This is a genomic window from Micromonospora sp. NPDC049107 (assembly GCF_040648595.1).
GTDB lineage: Bacteria > Actinomycetota > Actinomycetes > Mycobacteriales > Micromonosporaceae > Micromonospora.
Genome location: NZ_JBEZEC010000014.1, coordinates 36,465 through 60,792, shown reverse-complemented (window position 1 = coordinate 60,792; position 24,328 = coordinate 36,465). Strand labels below are relative to the sequence as shown.

At 72.4% G+C, this 24,328-nt stretch carries 24 protein-coding genes; 9 read left to right on the top strand and 15 right to left on the bottom strand.

Going from position 1 to position 24,328, the window contains the following annotated elements:
• Positions 1-15: 15 nt before the first annotated feature.
• Genes AB0B55_RS29010 through rimP form a run of 3 tightly spaced genes read right to left on the bottom strand, consistent with a single transcriptional unit; the run spans position 16 to position 2,106 of the window.
• Positions 16-348: a YlxR family protein gene (locus AB0B55_RS29010; RefSeq protein ID WP_357122413.1), complete on the bottom strand. Its 333-nt coding sequence runs from the start codon at positions 346-348 to the stop codon at positions 16-18.
• Positions 349-364: 16 nt separating this feature from the next.
• A complete protein-coding gene (nusA, locus tag AB0B55_RS29005) occupies positions 365-1,408 on the bottom strand; it encodes a transcription termination factor NusA (RefSeq protein WP_357122410.1) in 1,044 nt (347 codons plus the stop codon).
• Positions 1,405-2,106, bottom strand: a complete 702-nt coding sequence (rimP, locus tag AB0B55_RS29000) for a ribosome maturation factor RimP (protein WP_357122407.1) — start codon at positions 2,104-2,106, stop codon at positions 1,405-1,407. Before rimP ends, nusA begins: the two co-directional genes overlap by 4 nt.
• A gap of 153 nt (positions 2,107-2,259) precedes the next feature.
• Between rimP and AB0B55_RS28995 the strand changes: the two genes are divergently transcribed.
• From AB0B55_RS28995 to AB0B55_RS28965, 7 genes are all read left to right on the top strand, one after another.
• A complete protein-coding gene (locus AB0B55_RS28995; protein WP_357123341.1) occupies positions 2,260-2,787 on the top strand; it encodes a hypothetical protein in 528 nt (175 codons plus the stop codon).
• Positions 2,784-3,221, top strand: coding sequence for a ferritin-like domain-containing protein (locus tag AB0B55_RS28990; protein WP_355051637.1), 438 nt, complete (start codon positions 2,784-2,786; stop codon positions 3,219-3,221). The genes AB0B55_RS28995 and AB0B55_RS28990 overlap by 4 nt, the downstream gene beginning before the upstream one ends.
• Before the next feature lie 52 nt (positions 3,222-3,273).
• Positions 3,274-3,876: a PadR family transcriptional regulator gene (locus AB0B55_RS28985; RefSeq protein ID WP_357122401.1), complete on the top strand. Its 603-nt coding sequence runs from the start codon at positions 3,274-3,276 to the stop codon at positions 3,874-3,876.
• Between the two features lie 17 nt (positions 3,877-3,893).
• Positions 3,894-4,607, top strand: a complete 714-nt coding sequence (locus AB0B55_RS28980; RefSeq protein ID WP_357123338.1) for an ABC transporter ATP-binding protein — start codon at positions 3,894-3,896, stop codon at positions 4,605-4,607.
• 17 nt (positions 4,608-4,624) lie between these two features.
• Complete coding sequence (locus AB0B55_RS28975) at positions 4,625-7,399, top strand: FtsX-like permease family protein (protein ID WP_357175137.1); 2,775 nt, start codon at positions 4,625-4,627, stop codon at positions 7,397-7,399.
• 74 nt (positions 7,400-7,473) lie between these two features.
• Positions 7,474-7,974 carry a nitroreductase/quinone reductase family protein gene (locus tag AB0B55_RS28970; RefSeq protein ID WP_357122395.1) on the top strand — a complete coding sequence of 167 codons (501 nt, stop codon included), beginning with the start codon at positions 7,474-7,476 and terminating at the stop codon, positions 7,972-7,974.
• A gap of 36 nt (positions 7,975-8,010) precedes the next feature.
• Entirely contained in the window at positions 8,011-8,721 is a 711-nt protein-coding gene (locus AB0B55_RS28965) for a nucleotidyltransferase domain-containing protein (RefSeq protein ID WP_357122392.1), read from the top strand.
• A 7-nt stretch (positions 8,722-8,728) separates the two neighbouring features.
• On the opposite strand, the gene AB0B55_RS28960 is transcribed toward AB0B55_RS28965, so the two are convergent.
• Together AB0B55_RS28960 and map are read right to left on the bottom strand one after the other, a co-directional pair.
• The gene (locus AB0B55_RS28960) at positions 8,729-9,442 is read right to left on the bottom strand and encodes a VIT1/CCC1 transporter family protein (RefSeq protein WP_357175134.1); all 714 of its coding nucleotides are present in this window, start codon (positions 9,440-9,442) and stop codon (positions 8,729-8,731) included.
• Between the two features lie 55 nt (positions 9,443-9,497).
• Positions 9,498-10,355 carry a type I methionyl aminopeptidase gene (gene map, locus AB0B55_RS28955; protein ID WP_357175131.1) on the bottom strand — a complete coding sequence of 286 codons (858 nt, stop codon included), beginning with the start codon at positions 10,353-10,355 and terminating at the stop codon, positions 9,498-9,500.
• A gap of 95 nt (positions 10,356-10,450) precedes the next feature.
• Here map and AB0B55_RS28950 point away from each other — a divergent pair, with 95 nt between their 5' ends.
• On the top strand, positions 10,451-10,765 hold the full coding sequence (locus AB0B55_RS28950) for an STAS domain-containing protein (RefSeq protein WP_357122383.1): 315 nt from the start codon (positions 10,451-10,453) through the stop codon (positions 10,763-10,765).
• Positions 10,766-10,782: 17 nt separating this feature from the next.
• Here the strand turns inward: AB0B55_RS28950 and AB0B55_RS28945 are convergent, their stop codons facing one another.
• From AB0B55_RS28945 to AB0B55_RS28915, 7 genes are all read right to left on the bottom strand, one after another.
• A complete protein-coding gene (locus AB0B55_RS28945; RefSeq protein WP_357175128.1) occupies positions 10,783-14,442 on the bottom strand; it encodes a SpoIIE family protein phosphatase in 3,660 nt (1,219 codons plus the stop codon).
• A gap of 196 nt (positions 14,443-14,638) precedes the next feature.
• The gene (locus AB0B55_RS28940) at positions 14,639-15,190 is read right to left on the bottom strand and encodes a pyridoxamine 5'-phosphate oxidase family protein (protein ID WP_357122375.1); all 552 of its coding nucleotides are present in this window, start codon (positions 15,188-15,190) and stop codon (positions 14,639-14,641) included.
• A 47-nt stretch (positions 15,191-15,237) separates the two neighbouring features.
• The gene (locus AB0B55_RS28935) at positions 15,238-16,020 is read right to left on the bottom strand and encodes a gamma-glutamyl-gamma-aminobutyrate hydrolase family protein (RefSeq protein WP_357175125.1); all 783 of its coding nucleotides are present in this window, start codon (positions 16,018-16,020) and stop codon (positions 15,238-15,240) included.
• Between the two features lie 20 nt (positions 16,021-16,040).
• Entirely contained in the window at positions 16,041-16,808 is a 768-nt protein-coding gene (locus tag AB0B55_RS28930) for a 3-oxoacyl-ACP reductase (RefSeq protein ID WP_357122369.1), read from the bottom strand.
• Positions 16,809-16,813: 5 nt separating this feature from the next.
• Positions 16,814-18,163: an aldehyde dehydrogenase family protein gene (locus AB0B55_RS28925; RefSeq protein ID WP_357175258.1), complete on the bottom strand. Its 1,350-nt coding sequence runs from the start codon at positions 18,161-18,163 to the stop codon at positions 16,814-16,816.
• Positions 18,164-18,444: 281 nt separating this feature from the next.
• A complete protein-coding gene (locus AB0B55_RS28920; RefSeq protein ID WP_357175122.1) occupies positions 18,445-19,809 on the bottom strand; it encodes a glutamine synthetase family protein in 1,365 nt (454 codons plus the stop codon).
• Between the two features lie 138 nt (positions 19,810-19,947).
• A complete protein-coding gene (locus AB0B55_RS28915; protein ID WP_357175119.1) occupies positions 19,948-21,486 on the bottom strand; it encodes an amino acid permease in 1,539 nt (512 codons plus the stop codon).
• Between the two features lie 456 nt (positions 21,487-21,942).
• Here AB0B55_RS28915 and AB0B55_RS28910 point away from each other — a divergent pair, with 456 nt between their 5' ends.
• On the top strand, positions 21,943-22,329 hold the full coding sequence (locus AB0B55_RS28910; RefSeq protein WP_357122360.1) for a hypothetical protein: 387 nt from the start codon (positions 21,943-21,945) through the stop codon (positions 22,327-22,329).
• A gap of 66 nt (positions 22,330-22,395) precedes the next feature.
• Here AB0B55_RS28910 and AB0B55_RS28905 read toward each other — a convergent pair whose 3' ends face one another.
• The 3 genes from AB0B55_RS28905 to AB0B55_RS28895 are packed head-to-tail and all read right to left on the bottom strand — an operon-like array spanning position 22,396 to position 24,324.
• Positions 22,396-23,142 (bottom strand): MBL fold metallo-hydrolase, encoded by a 747-nt coding sequence (locus AB0B55_RS28905; RefSeq protein WP_357175116.1) that lies wholly within the window; start codon positions 23,140-23,142, stop codon positions 22,396-22,398.
• Between the two features lie 4 nt (positions 23,143-23,146).
• Positions 23,147-23,779 carry an MBL fold metallo-hydrolase gene (locus AB0B55_RS28900; RefSeq protein ID WP_357175113.1) on the bottom strand — a complete coding sequence of 211 codons (633 nt, stop codon included), beginning with the start codon at positions 23,777-23,779 and terminating at the stop codon, positions 23,147-23,149.
• A gap of 44 nt (positions 23,780-23,823) precedes the next feature.
• A complete protein-coding gene (locus AB0B55_RS28895) occupies positions 23,824-24,324 on the bottom strand; it encodes a DUF456 domain-containing protein (protein ID WP_357122351.1) in 501 nt (166 codons plus the stop codon).
• Positions 24,325-24,328 lie beyond the last annotated feature (4 nt).

Below are 24,328 nucleotides of genomic sequence, written 5' to 3'. Positions count from 1 at the left end.
GACTTCATCGTGTGCTCATGTCGGTCGTCCTACCCTGCTAGCGACCCTCGCCCGGTCGGGCTGACCGGACGTAGTGGTTGGCGCATCGACGTGCTCTGCCAGCACACCGTGGTCGAGGACCTCGGTGATGCGCAGCGCTCGCCCGAAGGCGCGGCGCCGCACCGCCAGCGCGAAGCAGGCCGGATCCGGGTGCATGTTCGCTCCCCGACCCGGCAGCCTGCGGCGCGGATCAGGCCGGAGGCTGTGACCAGCCTCGTCTCTGATCGCGACGACCCGCAGCAATTCGCTGGCCGGCGCACGTTGTCGGCAGCCCACACAGGTGCGCTCCGGCTGAGTGCGTCGTACCACTGGAAGAAGTCTACCCCTAGCTGCCCGAGATCGCGCCGCCCGGCTCCCGCACCTGATCCACGGCCCCGCGCGCGGCCGGAGCCGGCTGCTCCGCATCGGACCGAATATCGATCCGCCAACCGGTCAAGCGGGCAGCAAGGCGGGCATTCTGCCCCTCGCGACCGATGGCGAGCGAAAGCTGGAAGTCAGGAACGGTCACCCGGGCGGCCCGGCCAGCCAGGTCCACGACCTCAACCCGTAGCGCCTTGGCCGGCGACAACGCGTTTCCGACGAAGGTGGCCGGGTCATCCGACCAGTCGATGATGTCGATCTTTTCGCCGTGCAGCTCGCTCATCACGGCGCGCACCCGCTGACCCATCGGACCGATGCAGGCGCCCTTGGCGTTCACGCCGGGGGTGGTGGAGCGGACAGCGATCTTCGTACGGTGACCTGCCTCACGCGCGATCGCGCCGATCTCGACGGTGCCGTCGGCGATCTCCGGCACCTCCAGCGCGAACAGCTTCTTGACCAACGCCGGGTGGGAGCGGGACAGGGTGATCTGCGGCCCGCGCATGCCCTTGGCCACGTGCACCACCACGCACCGGACGCGCTCACCGTGCGCGTACCGCTCGCCGGGCACCTGCTCGGACTGCGGCAGGACGCCCTCCAGCTTGCCCAGGTCGACGCTGACGATGCCCTTCTCGGTACGCGTCTCGTGCGCCTGCACCACGCCGGTGACCAGGTCACCCTCGCGACCCACGTACTCGCCGAAGTGCACCTCGTCGGTGGCCTCCCGCAGGCGCTGAAGGATCACCTGCTTGGCGGTCATGGCGGCGATCCGGCCGAAGTCGTGCGGGGTGTCGTCCCACTCCCGCACCAGCGAGCCGTCCTCGTCCATCTCCTGCGCGTACACCAGGGCCGCGCCGGACTTACGGTCGATCTCCACCCGGGCGTGCGGCTCAGCGCCGTCAGTGTGCCGGTAGGCGGTCAGCAACGCGGTCTCGATCGCCGCGAGAATCGTGTCGAACGGGATCTCCCGCTCGCGCTCGAGTGCGCGCAGCGCCGCGAGGTCGATGTTCACCTCTCCTCGTCCTCCACATCATCATCGTCGTCGTCGATGTCTTCTGCATCGTCGTACTCGTCGGTCTCGTCCGCGTCGTCGAACTCGTCCGGCTCACCCAGCTCGGCGAGGCGGGTGAACTCGACCTGCACCCGGCCCGGGCCCAGCTGGGCGTATGCCCACCGGACCTCGCCGCCGTCGGTCTCCAGCCGTACGCCCTCGTCGTCGGCCCCGAGCACCCGGCCGGTCACCTGACGGTCCCCCGAGGGCTGCTCGCCGCGTTGGCCGGGCAGCGCCGCGGCGCCCCGGACGGTGACCTTGACCAGTCGGCTTACGTTGCGTCGCCAGTGCCGGGGCAGGGTGAGCGGCCGGTCCACGCCGGGCGAGCTGACCTCGAGCTGGTACTCCCCGGCGACGATGTCGCCGTCGGCCTCCTCGGCCGCGTCCAGCGCCTTCGAGACCGCGCGGGAGACGTCCGCGACGGCGTCCAGGTCGATCCCGCCGTCCGCGTCCACGATCACCCGCACCACGTGCCGGCGTCCGGCTCGGGAGACCGACAGGTCCTCCAGGTCGTAGCCCACGCCGTTGACCACCGGCTCGATCACGGTCCGCAACCGGGTACGGCGGGCCGCGAGATCACCGCCGCCGCGTGGAGCGCGGGGGCCCGCGCCGTCGCGGGGTCGACCCGTCGACCTGGTGGTACGGCCACGCTGCGTCATGTACGCACCCTTTCCCTGGTCGATCGGGACGTCGTCCCGCCATGCCGGCACGCCACCGGAGCGGACGCGCCGGTGGCTGCGCAGAGCGTAACGCGCCTGCCGGGCGACGGGCCGGGCGGCGCACCGACGCCGGTGACGCCCGGACCCGACCCGATGGTGTTGACTTGCCCGGTGGGGATCGGCAGAACGACTCAGCGCGACGAAGTATTCGGGCAATCTCGGCGAAAGCTCCTCCGGGCCGGCGCTCTCCTGGCACTCGGCGGCGCGGTGGCGCCGCTGACAGGCTGTGATCTTTTCGACCGTGACGACGAGCCGACGCCACCGCCGGACCCGCTGCGGTCGATGGTGGACGAGTCACTGAGCCTCGCCACGGCGTACCGGGCGAGCGCCGCCGCCCACCCGGACCTGGCCGACCGCCTCAATCCCATCGCCGAGACGCACACCGCGCACGCCACCGAACTCGCCCGGGTCGTCGGCATCACCCTGCCGTCCGCGCCCGCCGTCGACCCGAGCGCCACCGCGGCCACCGAGCCGGCGGGCGCGCTCGCCGACCTTCGCGCGCGGGAGAAGGCCGCCCAGCAGTCCGCCACCGCCGCCTGCGCCGCCGCGCCCGCCGCACGGGCCGCGCTGCTCGGATCGATCGCCGCGGCGCGGGCCACCCACCAGGAGGCACTGAAGTGAAGCAGCCCACCGCCGAGGAGGCCCTCGCCGCCGCGCTCACCGCCGAGTACGCGGCCATCTACGCGTACGGGCGGATCGGGGTCCGACTCACCGGCGCGGTCCGCGACGCCGCCCACCAGGCGGAGGCCGCGCACCGACGCCGACGCGACGCGGTGGTGGTGCAGTTGAGCGCCGCCGGGGGCACCGTTCCACCAGGCCGGGCCGGCTACGCGCTGCCGTTCCCGGTCACCAACCGGGCGAGCGCCCTCCGGCTGGCCATCGAGGTGGAGGAGCGCACCGCGGCGCACTGGCGTGCCGCGTTGGCGTCCACCACCGGCGCCGACCGGGACCAGGCGCTGGCCGCCCTCGTCGAGTACGCCGTGCGGGCCACCAAGTGGCGCAAGGCCGCCGGGGTGGCCCCACCGACTGTCGCATTTCCCGGCCGCCCGAGCTGAACCGATCCGCCCCGGTTGCGGAGCCCATACCAGGTATGCATACTCCGTTGCCATGTCCATCCGTCACGGGCTGCTCGCCCTCCTCGAACGCGGCCAGATGTACGGCTACCAGCTGCGCGCCGCTTTCGAGGAGTCGACCGGCTCGACCTGGCCGCTGAACATCGGGCAGGTCTACACCACGCTGGCCCGGCTGGAACGGGACGGCCTGGTGCGCCCGCTGCCGGAGAGCGAGGCCGGCCAGCGCCCGTACGAGATCACCGACGCCGGCCGGGCCGACCTCACCCTGTGGTTCGCCACGCCGATCAGCCGTACCGACCGGCCGCGCGACGAGCTGGCGATCAAACTGGCCCTGGCACTCACCACGCCCGGCGTGGACGTCCGCTCGGTGGTGCAGGCCCAGCGCAGCGCGACGATGCGCGCGTTGCAGGAGTTGACCCGGTTGAAGTACGGCAGCGACCGGCCGGAGGACCTGCCGTGGCGGCTGGTCCTGGACTCGATGGTGTTCCAGGCCGAAGCCGAGGTGCGCTGGCTGGACCACTGCGAGAGCAGTCTGGTGCGGCACCGGCCGGGTGGACCGCCGCCGCACCCGCCCCGACCGGGCGCTGGTGACGCGTCCGACGCCGCACGGTGGGCCGATGAGGAGGCGCGACGGTGAGCGGATCGGGCGACGCGGTGCTTGACCTGCGCGCCGTCCACCGCACCCACGGGGTCGGCCCGGCGGCGGTGCACGCGCTGCGCGGTGTCAGCCTCGTCGTTCGGCCGGGCGAGCTGGTCGCCGTGATGGGTCCGTCCGGTTCCGGGAAGTCGACGCTGCTGGCCCTCGCCGGCGGCCTCGACCGCCCGACCCGTGGCGACGTCCGGGTGGAGGGGCAGCCGCTCGGCGCGCTGGACCGCCGCGGGCTGGCGCAGCTACGCCGACGCCGCATCGGCTACATCTTCCAGCACCTCAACCTGCTCGGCAGCCTGAGCGCGCTGGAGAACGTCGCGCTCCCGCTGGAACTCGACGGCGTCGGCGGCCGGCGGGCCAGGGCGGCCGCCCTGGCCGCGCTGACCGAGGTGGGCCTGCCCGCGCTGGGTGACCGCTTCCCCGATCAACTCTCCGGCGGCCAGCAGCAGCGGGTGGCCATCGCCCGCGCGCTGGTCGGCGAGCGCCGGCTGGTGCTCGCCGACGAACCCACCGGGGCGCTCGACTCGCAGACCGGTGAGGCGGTGCTGCACCTGTTGCGCCGCCGGGTCGACGCGGGCGCGGCCGGCATCCTGGTCACCCACGAGGCGCGGCACGCCGGCTGGGCCGACCGGGTGGTGTTCCTGCGCGACGGCGTGCTGGTCGACACGACCGCGCCGCTGGGCAGCGTCGAGCAACTCCTCTCCGGTAGCGACCGTTGACCCTGCGCCGGACGCCGGTGACACGCGGCAGCGCCGACCCTCCGGTCGGGCCGCCGACACCGCTCGAACCCGGGCGGCGGCGACGGTTCGCCGAACTGACCGGCTCGTGGCGGGCGGCGCTGCGGATCGCTCGCCGGGAGTCGCGACGGGCGCGACGGCGTACCGCCCTGGTGCTGGCGATGATCGCGCTTCCGGTGCTGGTGCTGGCCTTTCTGGCGGCGAGCTACGACATGGCCGAGCTGACACCGCAGGAGCAGCTCGACCGCCGGCTCGGCGTCGCCGACGCGGAGCTGCGGTGGTTCGCCGACACCCCGGTCGTTCAGGACGAGTGGGGCGACACCTGGTATCCCCGTGACGACGGCCAATCGGCGATGAGTCGTCCGACCACGGCCGACGAGGTGACCGCGTTGCTCGGCCCCGGCAGCCGGGTCACCGAGATACGTGCCGGCAGCCCGGTGACGGTGCGGGGCCCGCGCGGCGACGAGACCCTCCAGGCCTGGATTCTCGACCTCACCGACCCGCTGGCCCGCGGTCTGGTGCGGTTCCGCTCGGGGCGGGCGCCGCAGCAACCCGGAGAGGTCGCGCTGAGTCCGACGGCGCTGCGCCGGCTGGACGGACGCCTCGGCGAGGCGGTGCCCACCGCCGACCGGACCCGGACGTACACGGTGGTCGGTGTGGTCGAGTTCCCCGACGACCTCGGCCCGGTGATCGCGCTGCACCCGGCGGCCGTCGGCCGGGCCGATGCGCAGCCGGACAGCAGGTGGCTGATCGACGTGCCCGGCACCGTCGACGCGGCGATGGTCGCCCGGCTCAACGAACGCGGAGTGGTGGTGGCGCGCCGCCACGTGCCGGATTCGATGACGTCTTCCCGGAGCTTCATCGGGTACGTCGGGCCCGCCAACACCAGCGACCTGAGCACGATGGTGCTGATCGCCGGGCTGGGATTGCTGGAGGTGGTGCTGCTGGTCGGGCCGGCGTTCGCCGTCGGGGTCCGCCGTCGACGCCGTGACCTGGCCCTGGTCGCGGTGGCCGGCGGTGACGCGGCCCACCTGCGCCGGGTCGTGCTCGCCGACGGGGTGGTGCTCGGGGTGCTGGGCGCCGTGGCCGGGCTGCTGCTCGGCGTCGGCGCGGCGTTCGCCGGACGTCCCGTCATGGAGCAGTACGTGTTCGGCACCCGCTTCGGCGCGTACCGCTGCTGGCCGCTGGCCCTGGTCGTGCTCGGCGGGGTCGCGGTGCTGGCCGGAGTGCTGGCGGCGTTGGCGCCGGCCTGGACGGCGGCCCGGCAGGACGTGATGGCCGGGCTCGCCGGTCGACGGACCCCTCCCCCGCCCCGGGCCCGGGCGCTCGTCAGCGGATTGGCGCTGGTCGTCGGCGGGGCGGCGCTCGCGGCGTTCGGGGCCAGTCGGACGTCCCCCGCGGTGATCCTGGCCGGTCTGATCCTCGGGGAGCTGGGCCTGGTCTGTTGCACACCCACCCTGATCGGCGGGCTCGCCCGGCTCGGTCGGGTGCTGCCGCCGGCGCCCCGGATCGCGCTGCGCGACGCGAGCCGTAACCGGGCCGCCGCAGCGCCGGCCATCTGCGCCGTGATGGCGGCGGTGGCCGGCAGCGTCGCGCTCGGCGGCTACCTGGCCAGCGACGCGGTCCGCGACGCCCGCACCTATCAGCCGCTGCTGCCCACCGGTCACGTCCTGGTCAACCGCAATGATCCGGCGCTGCGGCCGGAACCGTCGTTGGAGCAGGTCAGCACCGCCGCCCGGCACCACCTCGGCGCCAGCGCCGTCGCCCTGGTGCAGGGCACGGCCTGCCCGTCGGTGGGCGGCCCGGCCAGCTACTGCTCCGTCGTACCGGAACTCCCGGCGGATCATGCCTGCCCCTTTGAGCCCGGGGACAACCTGTCCGCGACCCAACGTCGGCAGGCGCTGGCCGACCCGCGCTGCCGGGACCGCGCGGCGGACTACTTCGGGAGCTACGTGCAGACGCTCGTGGACGACGGCAGCGCGCTGCCGCTCCTCACCGGCGCCGACCCGGCGGCGACCACCGCCGCGACCGCCGTGCTGCACGCCGGGGGCGTGGTGGTGACCGATCCGCGCTACCTGCACGACGGCCTGGTGACCGTGCAGGTGAACGAGGTACGGGCCGGCCGGGACGAGGTGACCACCACGCGATGGGACCTGCCCGGGTACGCCCTGACGCCGACACGCGGCCAGCCTCGCCTCCTGCTGTCCGCGACGGCAGCCCGGCAGCTCGCCCTGAAGCCGGTCTCGAACGGTTGGGTGATCAATACGTCGACGCCGCCCAGCCAACATCGCCAGGACCGGTTCACCGCCGACCTGCGGGGCTTCGGAACGTTCTCCCTCCAGGTGGAGCAGGGTGCCGCCCCCCGTGACGACTCGCCGCTGCTGCTGCTGCTCGCCGCCGCGGCCGGAGTGATCACGATGGGCGCGGCCGGGATCGCCACGGCGCTCGCCGCCGCCGAGGGCCGCGCCGAGCTGTCCACGCTCGCGGCGGTCGGCGCGGCCCCCGCCGTACGCCGGCTGCTGGCGATCTGTCAGGCCGGGGTGATCGCGGGACTCGGTTCGGCGCTCGGCATCGTGGCCGGTCTCGGCACCGCGGCGATCGTGCTGTTCTCGGCCAACCGGGAGTACGCGACGGCCTGGCCGGCGATGGAGCCGTACCCGTACCTGGTGCCGTGGCCGGCGCTGGGCGTCCTGGTGCTGGTGCCGGTGGTGGCGATGTTCGGCGCGGGCCTGTTCACCCGGGCCCGGCTGCCGATCGAACGTCGCCTCGACTGAGGCCTTGACCGCACCATCGGAAGCGGACCGTCCGGGGGTGCCGCCGGTGCCGGGCAACCGGCAGACTGATCCGCGTGTCAGCCCTCACCACCCTCACCCGCCGACTCGGCCACCACCGCTGGTTCGGGACCGCCGCCCGCTTGCTCGTACCCGCCGACCGGATCGTCGGCCGGCTCACCCGCGGACGGGTGGTCGCGCTCGGCTTACTGCCGTCCCTGGTGATCACCACGACCGGCCGCCGGTCCGGCAAACCGCGCAGCAACCCCCTGCTCTACGTGCCCGACGGCGACGCGTACGTGGTGATCGGTTCCAACTGGGGGCAGACCCACCAGCCCGGTTGGGCGATGAACCTGCTCGCCGACCCGGCCGCCGAGGTGGACGTGAAGGGCCGCCGGCTCCCGGTGCGGGCCGAGCCGGCGTCCGGGGCCGAGCGGGACCGTCTGTGGGACCTGCTCGTCGCCCAGTGGCCGGCGTACCGCACGTACGTCGAGCGGGCCGGGGGCCGTGAGATCCGCATCTTCCGGCTGGTGCCGACCGGGCGCGGCGGGCCGGCCAGCCCGCCGTCGGCTGGCTAGGCTGACGCCAGTCGCCCCAGGGGAGGTTGTGGACCCGTGAGCGCGCTCGGTGATGACCGACGGTGGTCGGTGGCGGAGCGGGTGGCCGAGGCGATCCAGCGACGTTTCCCGGCCGATGTGCTGGCGATCGCCGTCCACGGGCCCCTCGCGCACGGCGACGACGACGGTGGCGGGAACGGCGAGGTGGGGATGCTGGTGGTCACCTACCGGCCGGGTGGCGGGCCGCCGCCGGCGACCCGGCGGGTGGACGGCGTGCTGGTCGACCTGACCGTGGCCGCCGCCGACGACTACCTCGGACAGGCCCGGATGCTCTCTCCGTTGTGGCCGCTGACGGCCGACCGGTACGTCACCACCCGGTCGCTGTTCGACCCGACGGGCTGGCTGCGGACGTTGCGCGACGAGCACCTCGGCCGACTCGCCCGGGCCCGGCCGGCGGAGTTCAGCACGGCGGCGCGGCAGGCCTGGTACCGGGGCAGCGCCGCGCACGCGCGGGCGGCCCGACTGGCCGAGTGGTACGAGACCGACCAGGCGCTGCTGATGCTCGGTGAGGCGCGGTTGGCCGCGGCGACCGTGACCGGCCTGCTGGGCCGCACCTACTTCCGCGATCCGGGCGACGCGGTGCGGCGTACGGGTCTGGCCGGCGCGGACATGACCGAGGTCGGTGCGGTACTGACCCGGCAGGCCGAGGAGCTGGCGGCGCGCGGCCGCCCGGTCGACGGCACGATCGACGATCTGCTCGGCGGTTGACCGGGCGTCACAGCCCGCCCTGCACCCCGATCAGCGAACCGACCAGGTAGGTGGCCCCGGCCGCCGCGGCGCCCAGTACGAGTTGACGCAGGCCGCTGGTCCACCAGGGTCGGTTGGTGAACCGGGCCACCACCGCGCCGGCGGCGAACAGCCCGAGCCCGCCGACGGCGAGCGCCAGCCAGAGGTCGGTGGCGCCCAACAGGTACGGCAGCAGGGGGATCAGCGCCCCCAGCGAGAAGAACACGAAGGAGGAGATCGCCGCCGCCCACGGGCTGGGCTGATCGTCGGGGTCGACGCCCAACTCCTCGCGGACGTGTACCCGCAGCGCCTCCTCCGGGTCGCGCCGTACCGCCTCGGCGACCTGCATGGCGAGGTCGCGGGGCAGGCCCCGGGCCACCCAGGCGTCGGCCAGCTCGCGCGCCTCCGCCTCGGGGTGCCGTTCCAGCTCGCGCCGCTCCTTGGCGACCTCGGCGGCGACCTGTTCGTTGGCCGAGCGCACGCTGGTGTACTCGCCGAGCCCCATCGAGATCGCGCCGGCCACCAGGCCGGCGGTGCCGGTCAGCACGATGCTGTGCGGCGAGACGCCGCCGCCGCCGACGCCGGCGATGAGGGCGATGTTGGTCACCAGGCCGTCCATCGCGCCGAAGACCGCCGGGCGCAGCCAGCCACCGGAGACGTCCGCGTGGTGCGCCTCGCGCAGGGCGGCGGGGGTCTCGGTCACGGCGTCCGCCCTTCGTTCGCGACTGCGGGACTCCGCTTCGCCGCGTTCCTCGCGCTCACGGCAGGGTCAGGATCTCGTGGCCGTCGTCGGTGACGACGATGGTGTGCTCGAACTGCGCGGTCCACCTGCGGTCCTTGGTGACCACGGTCCACCCGTCGTCCCACATGTCGTACTGGTAGGTGCCGAGGGTGATCATCGGCTCGATGGTGAAGGTCATTCCCGGCTCCATGACGTCCGTCGGCCGGGGGCTGTCGTAGTGCGGCACGTAGAGGCCGCTGTGGAAGGTCTCGCCGATCCCGTGGCCGGTGAAGTCGCGGACCACGCCGTAGCCGAACCGCTTGGCGTACGACTCGATGACGCGGCCCACCACGTTGATCTGGCGACCCGGCGCGACCGCGCGGATGCCGCGCATCATCGCCTCGTGGGTGCGCTCGACGAGGAGCCGCGCCTCCTCGTCGACCTCGCCGACGCAGAAGGTGGCATCCGTGTCGCCGTGCACACCGCCGATGAACGCGGTCACGTCGACGTTGATGATGTCGCCGTCGGCCAGGACCGTGGAGTCCGGGATGCCGTGGCAGATGGCCTCGTTGAGGCTGGTGCAGCAGGACTTGGGGTAGCCCCGGTAGCCGAGCGTCGACGGGTACGCGTCGTGGTCGCAGAGGAACTCGTGCACCACGCGGTCGATCTCGTCGGTGGTGACGCCGGGCTTGCAGTGCTCGCCGGCGAGCTGCGTCGCCTGGGCGGCGAGGCGGCTGGCGATCCGCATCTTCTCGATGGTCTCCGGCGTCTGCACGTGCGAGCCGCGCCACTGCTGCGGCGCCTTCTTACCCACGTACTCCGGGCGGGGAATGTGGGCGGGCACCGGTCGCGTCGGGGACAGCGTGCCGGGGGTCAGCGGCGCACGGACGGTCATGCCCCCCAGCCTATCGTCGCTGACGCCGTGACCCGTGCCACGGCCGGTCGGTACCGGTTGTTGCCCTGCCTGGTCGGCTGTGCCATCGTGTCTGCGTGGATCAAGGGGGAGCACCACCCGTCTTCTCCGCCCGCGCGGAGATCGACGGAGAGCACCTCCACGTGGTGGTGACCGGCGAGGTCGACATGGCCACGGCCGACACGATGGCGCAGACCGCCCTACGCGAGCCCGCCAGCCGGCTCACCCTCGACCTGCGGGCGGTGACCTTCTTCGACTCGGCGGCCATCCACGCGGTGGTCCGGCTCGCCCAGCGGTTCTCCGGCACGCTCACCGTGTTGCCGTCCCGGCAGGTACGCCGCGTGCTGGAGATCTCCGGGCTGGGCGATCAGCCCTGGCTCGATCCGGTCTGAGACCTGGCCGCGCCCCGTCAGCCCTGCAACTGCCGGCGCAGCGTCACCTCGGTCCCCCCGTCGGTACGCCGCACCATCAGGTCACCCAACGCCTTGATCAGCGACAGTCCGCGCCCCCGGAAGCCGGAGTCGGTGGACTCCCGCCACTGGCCGGTGTCACGCACGGTGGCGATCACCGTCCGGTCCTCGATGGCCACCTCCACGGTGATCACCGCCTCGGCGGGCTGGACGGGGTGTTCGATGGCGTTCGCGGCGGCCTCCGAGACCGCCACGGTCAGGTCGAACAGGTCCGTCTCGCCGACGTTGTGCGCGACGAGGAAGTCCTCCAGGCGCTTGCGGAGCACGCTCAGTCGGGTCGGGTCGGCCGGCAGTCGCAACGCGAACCGGTTCAGCTCCGCCGCCTCCACGGCGAGCACCGCCACGTCGTCGCGACGTGGTCGCCCGGTCACCCGCTCGACGACCGTGTCGACCAGATCCGCCACATGGTGGCCCGGCGCGGCCGCGTCGACCCGCAACTGTGCCAGCGCGGCGTCGATGCCGAGGTGACGGTCCTCGATCAGCCCGTCGGTGTAGAGCAGCAGTCGGCTGCCCGCGGGCAGCTCACCCTCAACGGTCCGGTAGGTGGTGCCGGGGATGGCGCCGACCGGCGGGCCGAGCGCACGGTCGTGCAGGAACGCCACGTCGTCTCCTCGGATCAGCAGGGGGGACGGGTGACCGGCGCTGGCGTAGCGCAGGCGACCGGTGCGGGGGCTGAACAGCAGGCAGACCACCGTCGCGAACGACGACTCCTCGGTGGACACGACCAGCCGGTTGAGCCGGGTCAGCGACTCGCCCGGGTCGAAGCCCTCCAGCAGGTACGCCCGCAGCGCGTTGCGCAGCTGGCCCATGGCCGCGGCGGCCTGGACGCCCTTGCCGACCACGTCGCCGATGACCAGCACGAGGTTGTCCGCGTCGAGCGCGAGCGCGTCGTACCAGTCCCCACCGACCTCGACGTCGGCACTGCCCGGCAGGTAGCGGCTCGCGACGACCGCGCCCGGCAGCTGGGGCAGCGTCCTCGGCAGCAGGCTGTGCTGCAACGTGGTGGCGATGTGGTGTTCGGCCTCGTAGAGCTGGGCGTTCTCGAGTCGGACGCCGACCAGCCGGGCCAGTTGGGTGAGCGCGGCCTCGTCGGCCTGCGCGTCGTCGTCGGCGGCCCGCCAGACCCGCAGCTCGCCGAGCTGTTCGCGGCTGGTCCCGGTGAGCGGGGCCACGAAGGTCGGATCGGCGGCCGTTTCACCGCCAGCGTCGGCCTCGAACCGGGAGCCGGCCGCGCTGACCACGACCCGGGCCGCCTCGGCGAGGCTGAGCGCGTGCCGGGCGGCGACCTGGAGCACGTCGGCGGTGGACCGGGCCGTGTTGACCGCCACCGCCGCGTCGGCCAGCGCCCGCAGACGACGGATGATCTGGCGGCGTAGCTGACCCAGCTCGACGTTGGCCCGGACCCGGGCGATCAGCTCCTGCCCGGAGAACGGCTTGGTCAGGTAGTCGTCGGCGCCGGCGGCGAGGCCGGCGACCGCCTCCGCGGAGCCGGCGCGGGCGGAGAGCAGCACGATCGGCACATCACGGGTACGGGGGTCCGCGCGCAGCGCGCCGACCAGACCGAACCCGTCCAACCGGGGCATCATCACGTCGCTGAGCACCAGGTCGAACCCGCCCTCGCGGGCCAGCGTCAAGGCCGCCCGGCCGTCGCTGGCGGTGACCACCTCCCAGGTCGGCGAGAGCAACCGGGTGACGTGCTCACGCAGGTCGGCGTTGTCGTCGACGACCAGGATCCGGCCGCTCGGGGCGAGTGCGGTCGGCTGCTGGCCGGCCTCACCGGTGCCGTCCTCGGCGGCCCACAGGGCGGTCTCCGCCACGAAGAGCCGGGCCTGCTCGGGCTCGCCCGTCGGCAGGGGGGCGAACGCGACCACCCGGTCGGCGGGCAGGTGATCGGACCCGAACGGGACGGTCACCGTGAAGGTGCTGCCCTCGTCGACCTGGCTGGTCAGGCCGACCGTACCGCCGTGCATCTCGACCAGCTCGCGGACCAGCGCCAGCCCGATACCGGTGCCCTCATGGGTACGGGCGCGCGCGCCGGGCACTCGGTGGAAACGCTCGAAGACGTGCGGCAGTTCGTCCGGGACGATCCCGACGCCGGTGTCGACGACATCCAGCCGGGCGAGATCGCCGTCGGCCCGGACCCGCACGCGGATCTCGCCGTCCAAGGTGAACTTCACGGCGTTCGACACCAGGTTGAGGACGATCTTCTCCCACATGTCCCGGTCGACGAAGACCGGCGCGGGCAGCGGCGGGCAGTCCACGACCAGCCGCAGGCCGGCGCGTTCGGTGGCCGAGCGGAAGGTGCTGGCCAGTCGGGCGGTGTAGTCGGCCAGGTCGGTGGGTTGGTAGTGGGCCGCGAGCCGGCCGGATTCCAACCGGGAGAAGTCGAGCACGGTGTTGACCAACTTGAGCAGCCGCATCGCGTTGCGGTGCATCACGACGAGTCGGTCGGTGTAGGCGGCGGGCAGTTCCGGGTCGGCCAGCATGTCCTCCAGCGGGCCGAGCACCAGCGTCAACGGGGTGCGGAACTCGTGACTGACGTTGGCGAAGAAGTTGGTCTTCGCCCGGTCCAGCGCGGCCAGCTCGGCGGCTCGGGCGCGCTCCTGCTCGTACGCCCGCTGGGTGCCGACCGCCCGGGAGACCTGCGCGGCCACCAGGTCGAGGAAGTCGCGGTACTCGTCGCCGAGCGGCAGCAGGCGGGCCACGCCGACGACCAGCGCGCCGACGGTCTCGTTGGTCGCCTTCACGGGCAGCACGAGCGCCACGTCGGAGGCGTCGGCCGGTCGCCGCGCGACCAGGTCGCGCACCCGCACGGTGGCGGAGGCGCCCTCGGCGACCAGGTCGGCGAACGTCGCCGGTGGAGCGTCGACCGCCGCCGGATCGACGCCGCTGGCCCCGGTGAGCCGGAACTCACCGGTGTCGTCGGCGAGGTAGATGAGCGCGAAGGGTACGTCGGCGGAGTGCCGGCCGAGCACGTCGGCGGCGGTCCGGCCCAGCTCGCCGGCGCTGTTCACGTCGGCCAGCTCGGCGCCCAGTTCGGACAACGCCCGCAGTCGCCGTTCACCGACCACCCGGCCGGTGGTCTCGTTGACGATGCAGTACACGCCGCTGACCGAGCCGTCGGCGCCGCGGATCGGGTCGTACGAGACGTCGAAGTAGGTCTGCTCGACGAAGCCGGAGCGGTCCAGCAGGAAGGGGTGGTCGGCGCCCCGGTAGGAGAGCCCGGTGCTGCGGACGCCTTCGAGCAGCGGGCCGAGGACGTCCCACGTCTCGGCCCAGTGGTGTCGGGCCGGCTGACCGAGCACGTGCGGATGCTTGCTGCCGATGGTCGGCCGGTACGCGTCGTTGTAGAAGGCGAGCTGGTCGTCGCCCCAGAACATGACGATCTGCGCGCTGGAGGAGAGCATCATGCCGACCGCGCTGGCCAGGGCCACCGGCCAGCGGGACGGCCCGCCCAGCGGCGCGGTGGACCAGTCGAGGGCGCGGAGCCGTTCGCCCAGCTCACCGCCGTTCGCGAAGGCGGCGGCCAGCAGCGGGGGGATCTCGTGGCCGTCCGCGAAGGAACGCCCCGCGTCCGCGCCCCCCTGGGCCGAGCTCATGCAGCCTCCCCCGCTTCGGCCGTACCCCTCAGCCGTTGATCTCCACGCGCCGTGCTCCGACTTGTACCCCGGCGGACCAGCAACGTAACGCATGACGACCCGTGGACGCTGGTTACGTGCACTCCGGTGGTCGCCGACCCGACGGCACGGGGGCGGACGCGGCGCACCGACGGGGGCGCACACGTGTCCTGAGCACTCAGAAGACCGGCAATCCGTCGATGCTCGCGGCGTTCTTGGTGGCGCGATAGGTCACCAGATCATCGGCCGTGCGACGGGAGTGTGAGGTGAGTAACAGGTCGCGTTCCGCGCGGTAGTCCATCAGTGGCACGGCGTAACCGCAGGAGTCGCTGACCCGCTGCACGTCGACGGTGATGACGGCCCGTACGGCGTGCACGTCCGGTGGAGCGGGAAACTCGGCGAGACGGTCGGCGAAGCCCGCCTCGGTCACCGCCACGGTGTGGCCCCTGCCGTGCAGGCGCACGATCTTCGGCGGCCCGTCGAAGGCGCAGAACATCAGCGTGATGCGGCCGTTGTCCCGCAGGTGGGCGATGGTCTCCGCCCCGCTGCCGTGATAGTCGAGGTAGGCCACCCGGTGCGGGCCGAGGACCACGAAGGTGCCCGTCATGCCCTTCGGTGAGACATTGACATGCCCCTCGGGACCGGACGGCGCGGTAGCCACGAAGAAGACCTGCTGGGCCGCGATGAACTCCCGCAGACGACCGTCGATCTCCGGATAGACCTTGCCCATGCGCTGATCCTCCCACCGCCCGACCCATGCGACGGGGGCGACCTGCGTCACAGCACCGGTGATCCGGCCACGCGTACCCCCTCGTCGTGGTCACTCACCGGCGGGCCGGACCCCCGGGCGGCCCGGACCAGCGCGGTGATCGGGCGCGGGTCCGGCTCGTTCTCCGGATGCCACTGCACGCCCAGCACGAACGCACGGGCCGGATCCTCCACCGCCTCGATCACGCCGTCGGCCGCCCAGCCGGTCACCGTGAGCCGGCCCGCGGTGGCGACCGCCTGATGGTGGTACGAGTTGACCTGCTGAACCCCGGCCAGGGTCCGCGCCGCGAGGCTGCCCGGCGCGAAGCGCACCGGGTGGGCGCCGTAGACGCCCGGCGCCGGCCGGTGCGCCTCGGAGCCGAGCACGTCCGGCAGGTGCTGGTGCAGGGTGCCGCCGTAGGCGACGGCGAGCAGCTGCATCCCCCGGCAGACCCCGAGCACGGGCAGGTCGGCGGCGAGGGCAGCCGCCAGCAGGGTCAACTCACCGGCGTCCCGGTCCGGCCGGTCCTCGGTCCGCGGGTGCGGCTGCTGGCCGTACCGCCCCGGGCCCACGTCGGCGCCCCCGGCCAGCAGCAGCCCGTCGAGGACCGCCAGCACGTCGGCGTCGACGTCGTCCGGGGGCAGCACCACCGCCCGGCCACCGGCGGCGGTCACCGCCCGCACGTACGCCTCGGGCACCAGGACCGCCCGCACACCACGCCAGACGGCCCAGTCGACGGGCTCGACGTACGCGCTGATCCCGATCAGGGGCCGCCGCGGAGCCGCTGGTGTTCGCGACTGCGGGGCTCGCAAACCCGGCTCACTCCTCGCGCTCATAGCGGAGTGACGTACGCGCCGGTGATACCGCCGTCGACCACGAACTGCGCGGCGGTCATGAACGAGGCGTCGTCGCTGGCCAGGAAGGCCACCGCGGCGGCGATCTCCGCCGGCTCACCGAACCGACCCATCGGCACGTGCACCAGCCGGCGGGCGGCCCGCTCCGGGTCGGCGGCGAACAGCTCCAGCAGCAGCGGGGTGGCCACCGGGCCGGGGCAGAGCGCGTTGACCCGGATGCCCTCGCGGGCGAACTGCACGCCCAACTCGCGGGTCATCGCCAGCACGCCGCCCTTGCTCGCGGTGTACGCGATCTGCGACGTCGCCGCTCCCATCAACGCGACGAACGAGGCCGTGTTGATGATCGACCCCTTGCCCTGCCGCCGCATGTGCGGAATCGCGTACTTGCAACACAGGTAGACGCTCGTGGTGTTGACCCGCAGCACCCGCTCCCACGCGTCCAGGCCGGTGTCCAGGATGGAGTCGTCGTCCGGCGGGGAGATGCCGGCGTTGTTGAACGCGATGTCCACCCGACCGTGCCGGTCGGCCACCCCGTCGAACAGGTCACGTACCGCCGCCTCGTCGGCGACGTCGGCGCGGACGAACTCGCCGCCGCACTCCTGCGCGGCCTTCTCGCCCGCCGCCGCGTCGATGTCGACGCAGACCACCCGCGCCCCCTCGGCGGCGAACCGCCGGACGGTGGCCAACCCGATGCCGCTGCCCGCTCCGGTGACCACGGCCACCCGGTCCTGCAACCGACCCTGCACTGGCCTCACTCCTTCGTCGCGATGAACACGTTCTTGACGTCGGTGAAGGAGTGCAGCGCGTCCGGGCCCAGCTCACGGCCGAGTCCGGAGCGCTTCATCCCGCCGAACGGGGTCCAGTAGCGCACCGAGGAGTGCGAGTTGACGCTGAGGTTGCCCGAGTCGACCGCCCGCGCCATCCGCAGCGCGCGCCCGATGTCCCGGGTCCAGATCGAGCCGGAGAGGCCGTACTCGGTGTCGTTGGCGAGCCGCACCGCGTCGGCCTCGTCGTCGAACGGCAGCACCGAGACCACCGGCCCGAAGATCTCCTCCCGCCAGTGCCGGTCGGCGGGCGAATCGGCCAGCAGCACGGTCGGCGCGTGCCAGAAGCCGGCGCCGTCGGGGCAGGAGCCGGTGAAGGCGACCTTCGCGCCGGTCACGTAACCGGCGACGCGGTCCCGCTGGGCCGCCGAGATCAGCGGGCCCATCTCGGCGGTGTCGCGGGACGGGTCCTCGACCCGGACGGCGCGTACCGCTGGTTCGAGCAGTTCCAGGAACCTGTCGTACACCGGTCGTTGGACCAGGATCCGCGACCGTGCGCAGCAGTCCTGGCCGGCGTTGTCGAAGACCGCGCCGGGCGCGGTCGCGGCGGCGGTCTCCAGGTCGGCGTCGGCGAACACGATGTTGGCGCTCTTGCCGCCCAACTCCAGCGTGAGCCGCTTCACCTGGGCGGCGCAGCCGGCCATGATGCGCGTGCCGACCTCGGTGGAGCCGGTGAAGCAGATCTTGCGAACGGCCGGGTGGCTGACGAACCGCTCCCCCACCACCGCGCCCTCGCCGGGCAGCACGGTGAACACGTCCTCGGGCAGGCCGGCCTCGCGGGCCAGCTCGGCCAGGCGCAGCGCGGTGAGCGGGGTCAGCTCGGCGGGTTTGAGCACCACCGTGTTGCCGGCGGCGAGGGCCGGGGCGAACCCCCAGGCGGCGATGGGCATCGGGAAGTTCCACGGCACGATCACGCCAACCACGCCGAGCGGTTCGTGGAAGGTGACGTCGAGGCCACCGGGTACGGGGATCTGCCGGCCGGTCAACCGCTCCGGCGCACCGGCGTAGTAGTCCAGCACGTCGCGGACGTTGCCGGCCTCCCAGCGGGCGTTGCCGATGGTGTGCCCGGAGTTGCGCACCTCCAACCGGGCCAGCTCGTCCAGGTGCGCGTCGACGACGGCGGCGAACCGCCGCAACAGCCGCCCCCGATCCCCCGGCGCCACCTCCCGCCACGTCTCGAACGCCGTCGCGGCCCGCGAGATGGCAGCATCCACCTCCCCCACCGAGGCCCCGGTAACCTCCCGAAACCCCACCCCGGAAGCCGGATCAACAAGCACGCTCACGCGTCCCACCCCTCACCAATCCGCGCGATCTTGCACTTTCTGTGCCGACATAAGCCGTGAGTTGCCCCAAACCAACGACAGAAAGTGCAAGATCGCAGCGGAGGCAGGCCCTAGGGCCTGTTTCATAAGGGCGGTCGAGCCGAGGCGGAGTCCGGGCGGCGATCCGGCAAGGCGCGGTGTCGTCCGGATACCGGTGTTGTATCCGGACGACACCGCAACGCCGCCGGTCGTCGTCCGGGCCCGCCGCAGGCCGGCCAGTTCTTATGAAACAGGCCCTAGAGGCGTTCGAAGCCACGGGTCAGCTCCCAGTCCGTTACCGCCGCGTCGAAGGCCTTCAGCTCCACCTTTGCCTGGTTGGCGTAGTGGGCCACCACCTCGTCGCCGAACGCCTCGCGGGCCACCCCGGACGCCTCCCACAGGGTCAGGGCGTCGCGCAACGTGCTGGGGACGCGCTCGGCGTCCGGGTCGTCGTACGCGTTGCCGGTGCACTCCGCGCCCAGCTCCAGCCCCTGCTCGATGCCGTGCAACGCGCCCGCGACCAGCCCGGCGATCGCCAGGTACGGGTTGACGTCGGCGCCGGGCACCCGGTTCTCCACCCGCATGCCCTGCCCGTGCCCGACCACCCGCAGCGCGCAGGTGCGGTTGTCGACACCCCAGCGAAGCGCCGTCGGGGCGAACGAGCCCGGCTGGTAGCGCTTGTACGAGTTGATGTTCGGCGCGAAGAGCAGGCTGAACTCCCGCATGGTGGCGAGCAACCCGGCAAGCACCCGCTGCCCGGTCTCGCTCAGGTGCGCCGGCCCGTCACCGAGCATGGCCGACGAGCCGGACGAGTCCCGGAGCGAGAAGTGGATGTGGCAGGAGTTGCCCTCCCGCTCGTTCGGCTTGGCCATGAAGGTGATCGACATGCCCTCCTGGGCGGCGATCTCCTTCGCGCCGTTCTTGTAGATGACGTGGTGGTCGGCGCAGGCCACCGCCTCGTCGTACCGGAAGGCGATCTCGTGCTGGCCGAGGTTGCACTCGCCCTTGGCACTCTCCGGGGTGAGCCCGGCGGCGGCCATCTCGGTACGGATCCGACGCAGCAGCGGCTCCACCCGGGCGGTCCCGAGCAGGGAATAGTCCACGTTGTACTGGTTTGCCGGGGTGAGGTCGCGGTAGCCGCGCCGCCAGGCGTCCTCGTACGAGTCGCGGAACAGCACGAACTCCAGCTCGGTGCCGGCGTACGCGGTCAGCCCGTGCTCGGCCAGTCGGTCCAGTTGCTTGCGCAGAATCTGCCGGGGCGAGGCGACCACGTCACCGGAGCCGTCCAGCCAGGCGAGGTCGGCCAGCAGCATCGCCGAGCCCGGCTGCCAGGGCACCCGGCGCAGGGTGGCGAAGTCCGGCACCATGGCGAAGTCGCCGTAGCCGCGCTCCCAGCTCGACATCGCGTACCCGTCGACGGTGTTCATGTCGACGTCCACCGCCAGCAGGTAGTTGCAGCCCTCGCTGCCGCCCTCGACGACCTGGTCGAGGAAGAAGGGCGCGTGGAACCGCTTGCCCTGCAACCGGCCCTGCATGTCGACCAGGGCCAGCACCACGGTGTCGATCTCGCCATCGTCGACGGCGACCCGCAGTTGTTCCAGCGTGAGCGGCGCATTCCTCATGAGCGGGCCTCCATCACCAAGGTCTACTGGCAAACCGGATCACCGTCAATGCCCCCGCTCACCGCCCCGGATGCAAGGAAGGGCCCCTTGTTATCGGATTTTGTTGAACAAGGGGCCCTTCCTTACACCGCAGGGGGGTCAGGAGCCTTCGGCGGGCGTACGCGCGGACCGCTCCTCGACGGTACGGACCGGGCCGGTGAACCACTTCCGGGCCGAGGCGTACCACCAGACGGCCACCACCAGCAGCACCCCGCCGACGGCCAGCGGCGCGTAGTTCACCGCGGACCAGGTGAACTCGTCGTCGCCGGGCACCCCGGCGGGCACGATCGGCAGCACGAAGTACACGGCGATGACCGCGATCTCGATGACCGCGACCCAGCCGAACAGCTTGTACTTGCGTCCCAGCGTCCACGGACCGGGCACGAATCGGTCGCCCATGCGCAGCCGCAGCGCGATCGGGATGAGGAAGGACAGGTAGAGGCCGAGCACCGCGACGGAGACCACCGCGTAGAAGGCGATCGGGATACCGGCCGAGCTCTCGTAGAGCGCCGGCAGGGTGAGCACCAGGCCGGCGACCGTGGCGCCGATGATCGCGTTGACCGGGGTGCCGTTGCGGTCGACCTTCGACCAGAGCCGCCAGCCCGGCACGGCCCGGTCACGGCTGAACGCGTACGCCATGCGACTCATCGACGTCACGCAGCTCATGCCGCAGAAGAACTGCCCGATGGTGGAGATGATGATGACGACCTTGAAGAAGACCGGGGTCAGCGCGGACTCGAAGATGGCGCCGGAGAAGCCGCCGGCGGCGTTGACCGCCTCGACGTCGGTGGCCGCGAACAGGAAGGCCAGCAGCAGGATCCAGCCGCCGACCGCCGAGTAGAAGATCGACTGCCAGAGCCCCTTGGCGGCGGCCTGGGACGCGCCCCGGGTCTCCTCGGACACGTGCGCGCAGGCGTCGAAGCCCGTGATCGTGTACTGGGTGAGCAGGAAGCCCAGCGGCAGCACGTAGAACCAGAAGGTCAGGCCGCCGGTGTCACCGTCACCGAAGCCCGAGTTGTTGAACCGCTCGGTGAACACGAACTGGAAGCTCTGGTGGTTGTCGGGGACGAACACCAGGATGGCCACCACGACGGCGGCGCCGGCCACGTGCCACCAGACCGAGACGTTCTGGAGTACGTCGATGATCCGGTGCCCGTAGATGTTGATCAGGCCGTGCAGCGCCAGGATGATCACGAACAGGATGAACGCCTGCCGCAGCGTCCCGGCCCAGCCGTCGAAGAGCGCCGACAGGGTGAGGTTGAGGAAGGTCGCGCAGCCGTAGTCGACCGACGCGGTGACGGCGACCAGGCCGATCAGGTTCAACCAGCCGGTGAACCACCCGTGCGCCGGACGACCCATGGTCGCCGCCCACCAGTAGATGCCGCCTGCCGTCGGGTACGCCGACACCAGCTCGGCCATGCAGAAACCGATGATCAGGATGAACAGTGAGATCAGCGGCCAGCCCCAGGAGATGGCGACCGGTCCGCCGTTGTTCCACGCCTGGCCGAACGTGGTGAAGCAGCCGGCCAGGATCGAGATGATCGAGAACGAGATGGCGAAGTTGGAGAAGCCGCTCCACTTGCGGCGCAGTTCCTGCTTGTAGCCGAGTTCGGCGAGACGCCGGGCGTCGTCGTCCATCGGTTGCTCTGCGGTCGGAACGGGCGTCGTGGCCACTGCGCACCTCCCTGAGGTGGTTCCGTCAACGAGTGCGCAAAGTGTCGTCCCGATGATCAGGGGCGGTCAATACGTCGCGGGTACCGTCCCGCTAATCCCGTTGCCACCGCACGCTTGACGACCGCATGCTGTTACCCGTGACCAGGCCCGATCGCGACGGGCTCCGCCGGGCGCTCGGCAACGTCCGGCACACGGTGGCGCGGGGCGCCGCCTCTCTCTCCCGTACGGCCTCCCGCCGTATCCGACGAAGGTGCCCCGCGCCGCCGCGCCCGGCCCCGGCAGGGCTGTTCGGATCCGTCCCGAACGCCGTCCACCGTTGCCCCGGTTGATCCGGCCTCCCCATCGTGGAGTCATCCGGCCGACCTGATTCCGGCCGGCACACGACCGGGAGGACGAACAGTGCTGCGAAGGATCTCAACCATGGCTCTGGCCACGCTCATGCTGTTGCCCGTCGGCGCGACGGCGGCCCAGGCGGGCACCGCTGCCGCGCGGACCGCCGCCCTCTACGAGATCGCCGTGGAGACCACGAACGACTCCGCGACGGCGTACCTGGAGGTCTACAACGCCTGGGAGCTGTCGGTCTGCGACGACAAGAAGGACGGCTACCGTGCGCGGGCGGAGATGCGGAACCTCACCACGGGCAAGGTCATCGCGACCGCCGAGGACGCCGACGGCTTCAACGACACCTGCGACGAGGGCAACCACGCCTATCCCACGCCGAAGCTGAGCGATACCGTCCGGGTGACCGTGTGGGTGCAGGACGGCACGACGGGCAGCCGCCGGTATACCGCCTACCAGGACTACTAGGGCCTACGCCCCTGAGGGGTGCCCGGTCGGCTGACCGGGCACCCCCTGTCCCGCCGGGCCCGGACGTCAGCCGGGCAGATCGAGCACCACGCCCGGTCGGGCCACGGCGACCGGCCCCGCGTACGCCTGCCGCGTCGCGGCGATCGCCGCCTCCGGGTCCGTGCCGGGCCACAGGTGGGTCAACAGGACCGCTCTGGCGCGTGCCGTACTGGCGTGACGGCCCACCTCGGCTGCGCTCGACAGGAATCCGACCTGCCGGTCCGGGATCTCGTCGACGTACGTCGCGTCGGCGATCAACAGGTCGGCGTCGCGGGCCAGCTCGGCCAGCATCGGGCTCGGGCCGGTATCCCCGGTGTACGCCAGCGCCGTCCCGCCGGCGGTGATGCGGGCTCCCGCGTTGGGCACCCAGTGCGGCAACGACCAGGTCCGCAGGGTGAACGGACCGATGTCGAAGGTGTCGCCGGGGGTGAACTCGTGCAGCTCGTACGCCGTGTCGACGAGCCCCGCATCGTCGATCGCGAGCAGCGCATCGAGGCTGCCGGTGGGCGCGTACACCGGCAGCGCCGGGGCGGGTCGGTCGGCCAACGCCCTGGCCCGCAGCAGTGGCTGCAGGTCGGCGCAGTGGTCGGGGTGGCCGTGGCTGACGTACACGGCGTCGACCGCCGAGGCGGGCAGCCGGGTCAGCAGCGGTTGCAGGGTCGCGTAGCCGGGATCGATCAGCAGCCGGAAACCCTGGCGCTCGACCAGGAAGCCGGCACAGCCCTGGTCGGCCGAGGGCCAGGCGCCGAGACCGCCGAGCACCACGATGCGCACGCGATCACAGGGTCGCGCTGTCGCCGACGGGGATCCGCCGGTATTCGGTTGCGCCCTTGTACTCCATCCAGCCGTCGAGGTTCTCATAGCCGACGTCCGCCGACAGTGCCCGATCGTGGATGGGAAACGCCCGCTCCGGGGCGATCGCCCGCGTCATGTCGATGGCCTCGCGGTGCCTGCCCCAAGGGCCTGCGGCTGGCACGAGAAGCGTCGTCACCCGCTGGTGAGGTACGAAGTACGAGTCGCCGGGGTGGTAGACGCCCTCGACCACATAGCCGAGGTTCACGCAGCCCGGCAGTCCGTCGTAGATCTCCGCGTGCTCACCGCCGACCGCCGCCACCCGGAAGCCGCCGGCACGAAACTCCGCACCCGCCGTGACCACGGTGACCGCCTCCGCCAATCCGCCCCGCACGGCGAGTTCTCGAACCGGCTCCGGCGCGAAGAGCCGCACCGGACGAGAGGCTGACACCTCGGCGACCCGCTCAAGATCGAAGTGGTCGTCGTGCTCGTGAGTCACCAGGATGTCGGTGACCCCGTCGAAGGCCTCCGGCTCGGTCCAGACGCCGGGATCGATCAGCAGTCGGCGCTCGTCGTCCTCAAGGCGGACACAGGCATGCGTGAACTTGACCAGTCGCACGCCCTCACCCTACGGCTCAACGGAACGCGTCGAAGCCCGGTGGATCAGGTCAGCAGGAGGCCGCCGACCCAGAGGGCGCCGATGGTCAGGCCGGCCAGGAACTCCACCAGCATGGACAGGCCGACCGCCTTGAGGGCCTGCACGGTGGACGGCCAGGCGAGCCGGTTGCTGCCCAGCCGCAGCCGCTCCGCCGCCCACACCCCGACGACGAAACCCAGCAGCAGGCCGACCACGGGGATCACGAAGAACCCCACCAGCCCGAGCGCGCCCCCGGCCAGCAGGGACGACGTCGGCACACCGGTCCGCTTGAGGTTCCGCCCCGGCCAGAGATACTTCACGACCATGCCGCCGACCGCGACGAGCGTGGCGGCGGCGAACACCGCCCAACCCGCGGGGCCGGCCCCGCCGAAGATCGCCCAGACCAGCACCCCGCCCCAGCACAGCGGGAGCGCCGGCAGGCCGGGCACCACCACACCCGCCAGCCCGGCCACGATGGCCAGCGCGGCCACCACGGTCACCACCGTCTGCGAGTCGTTCAGGCTCACGCCG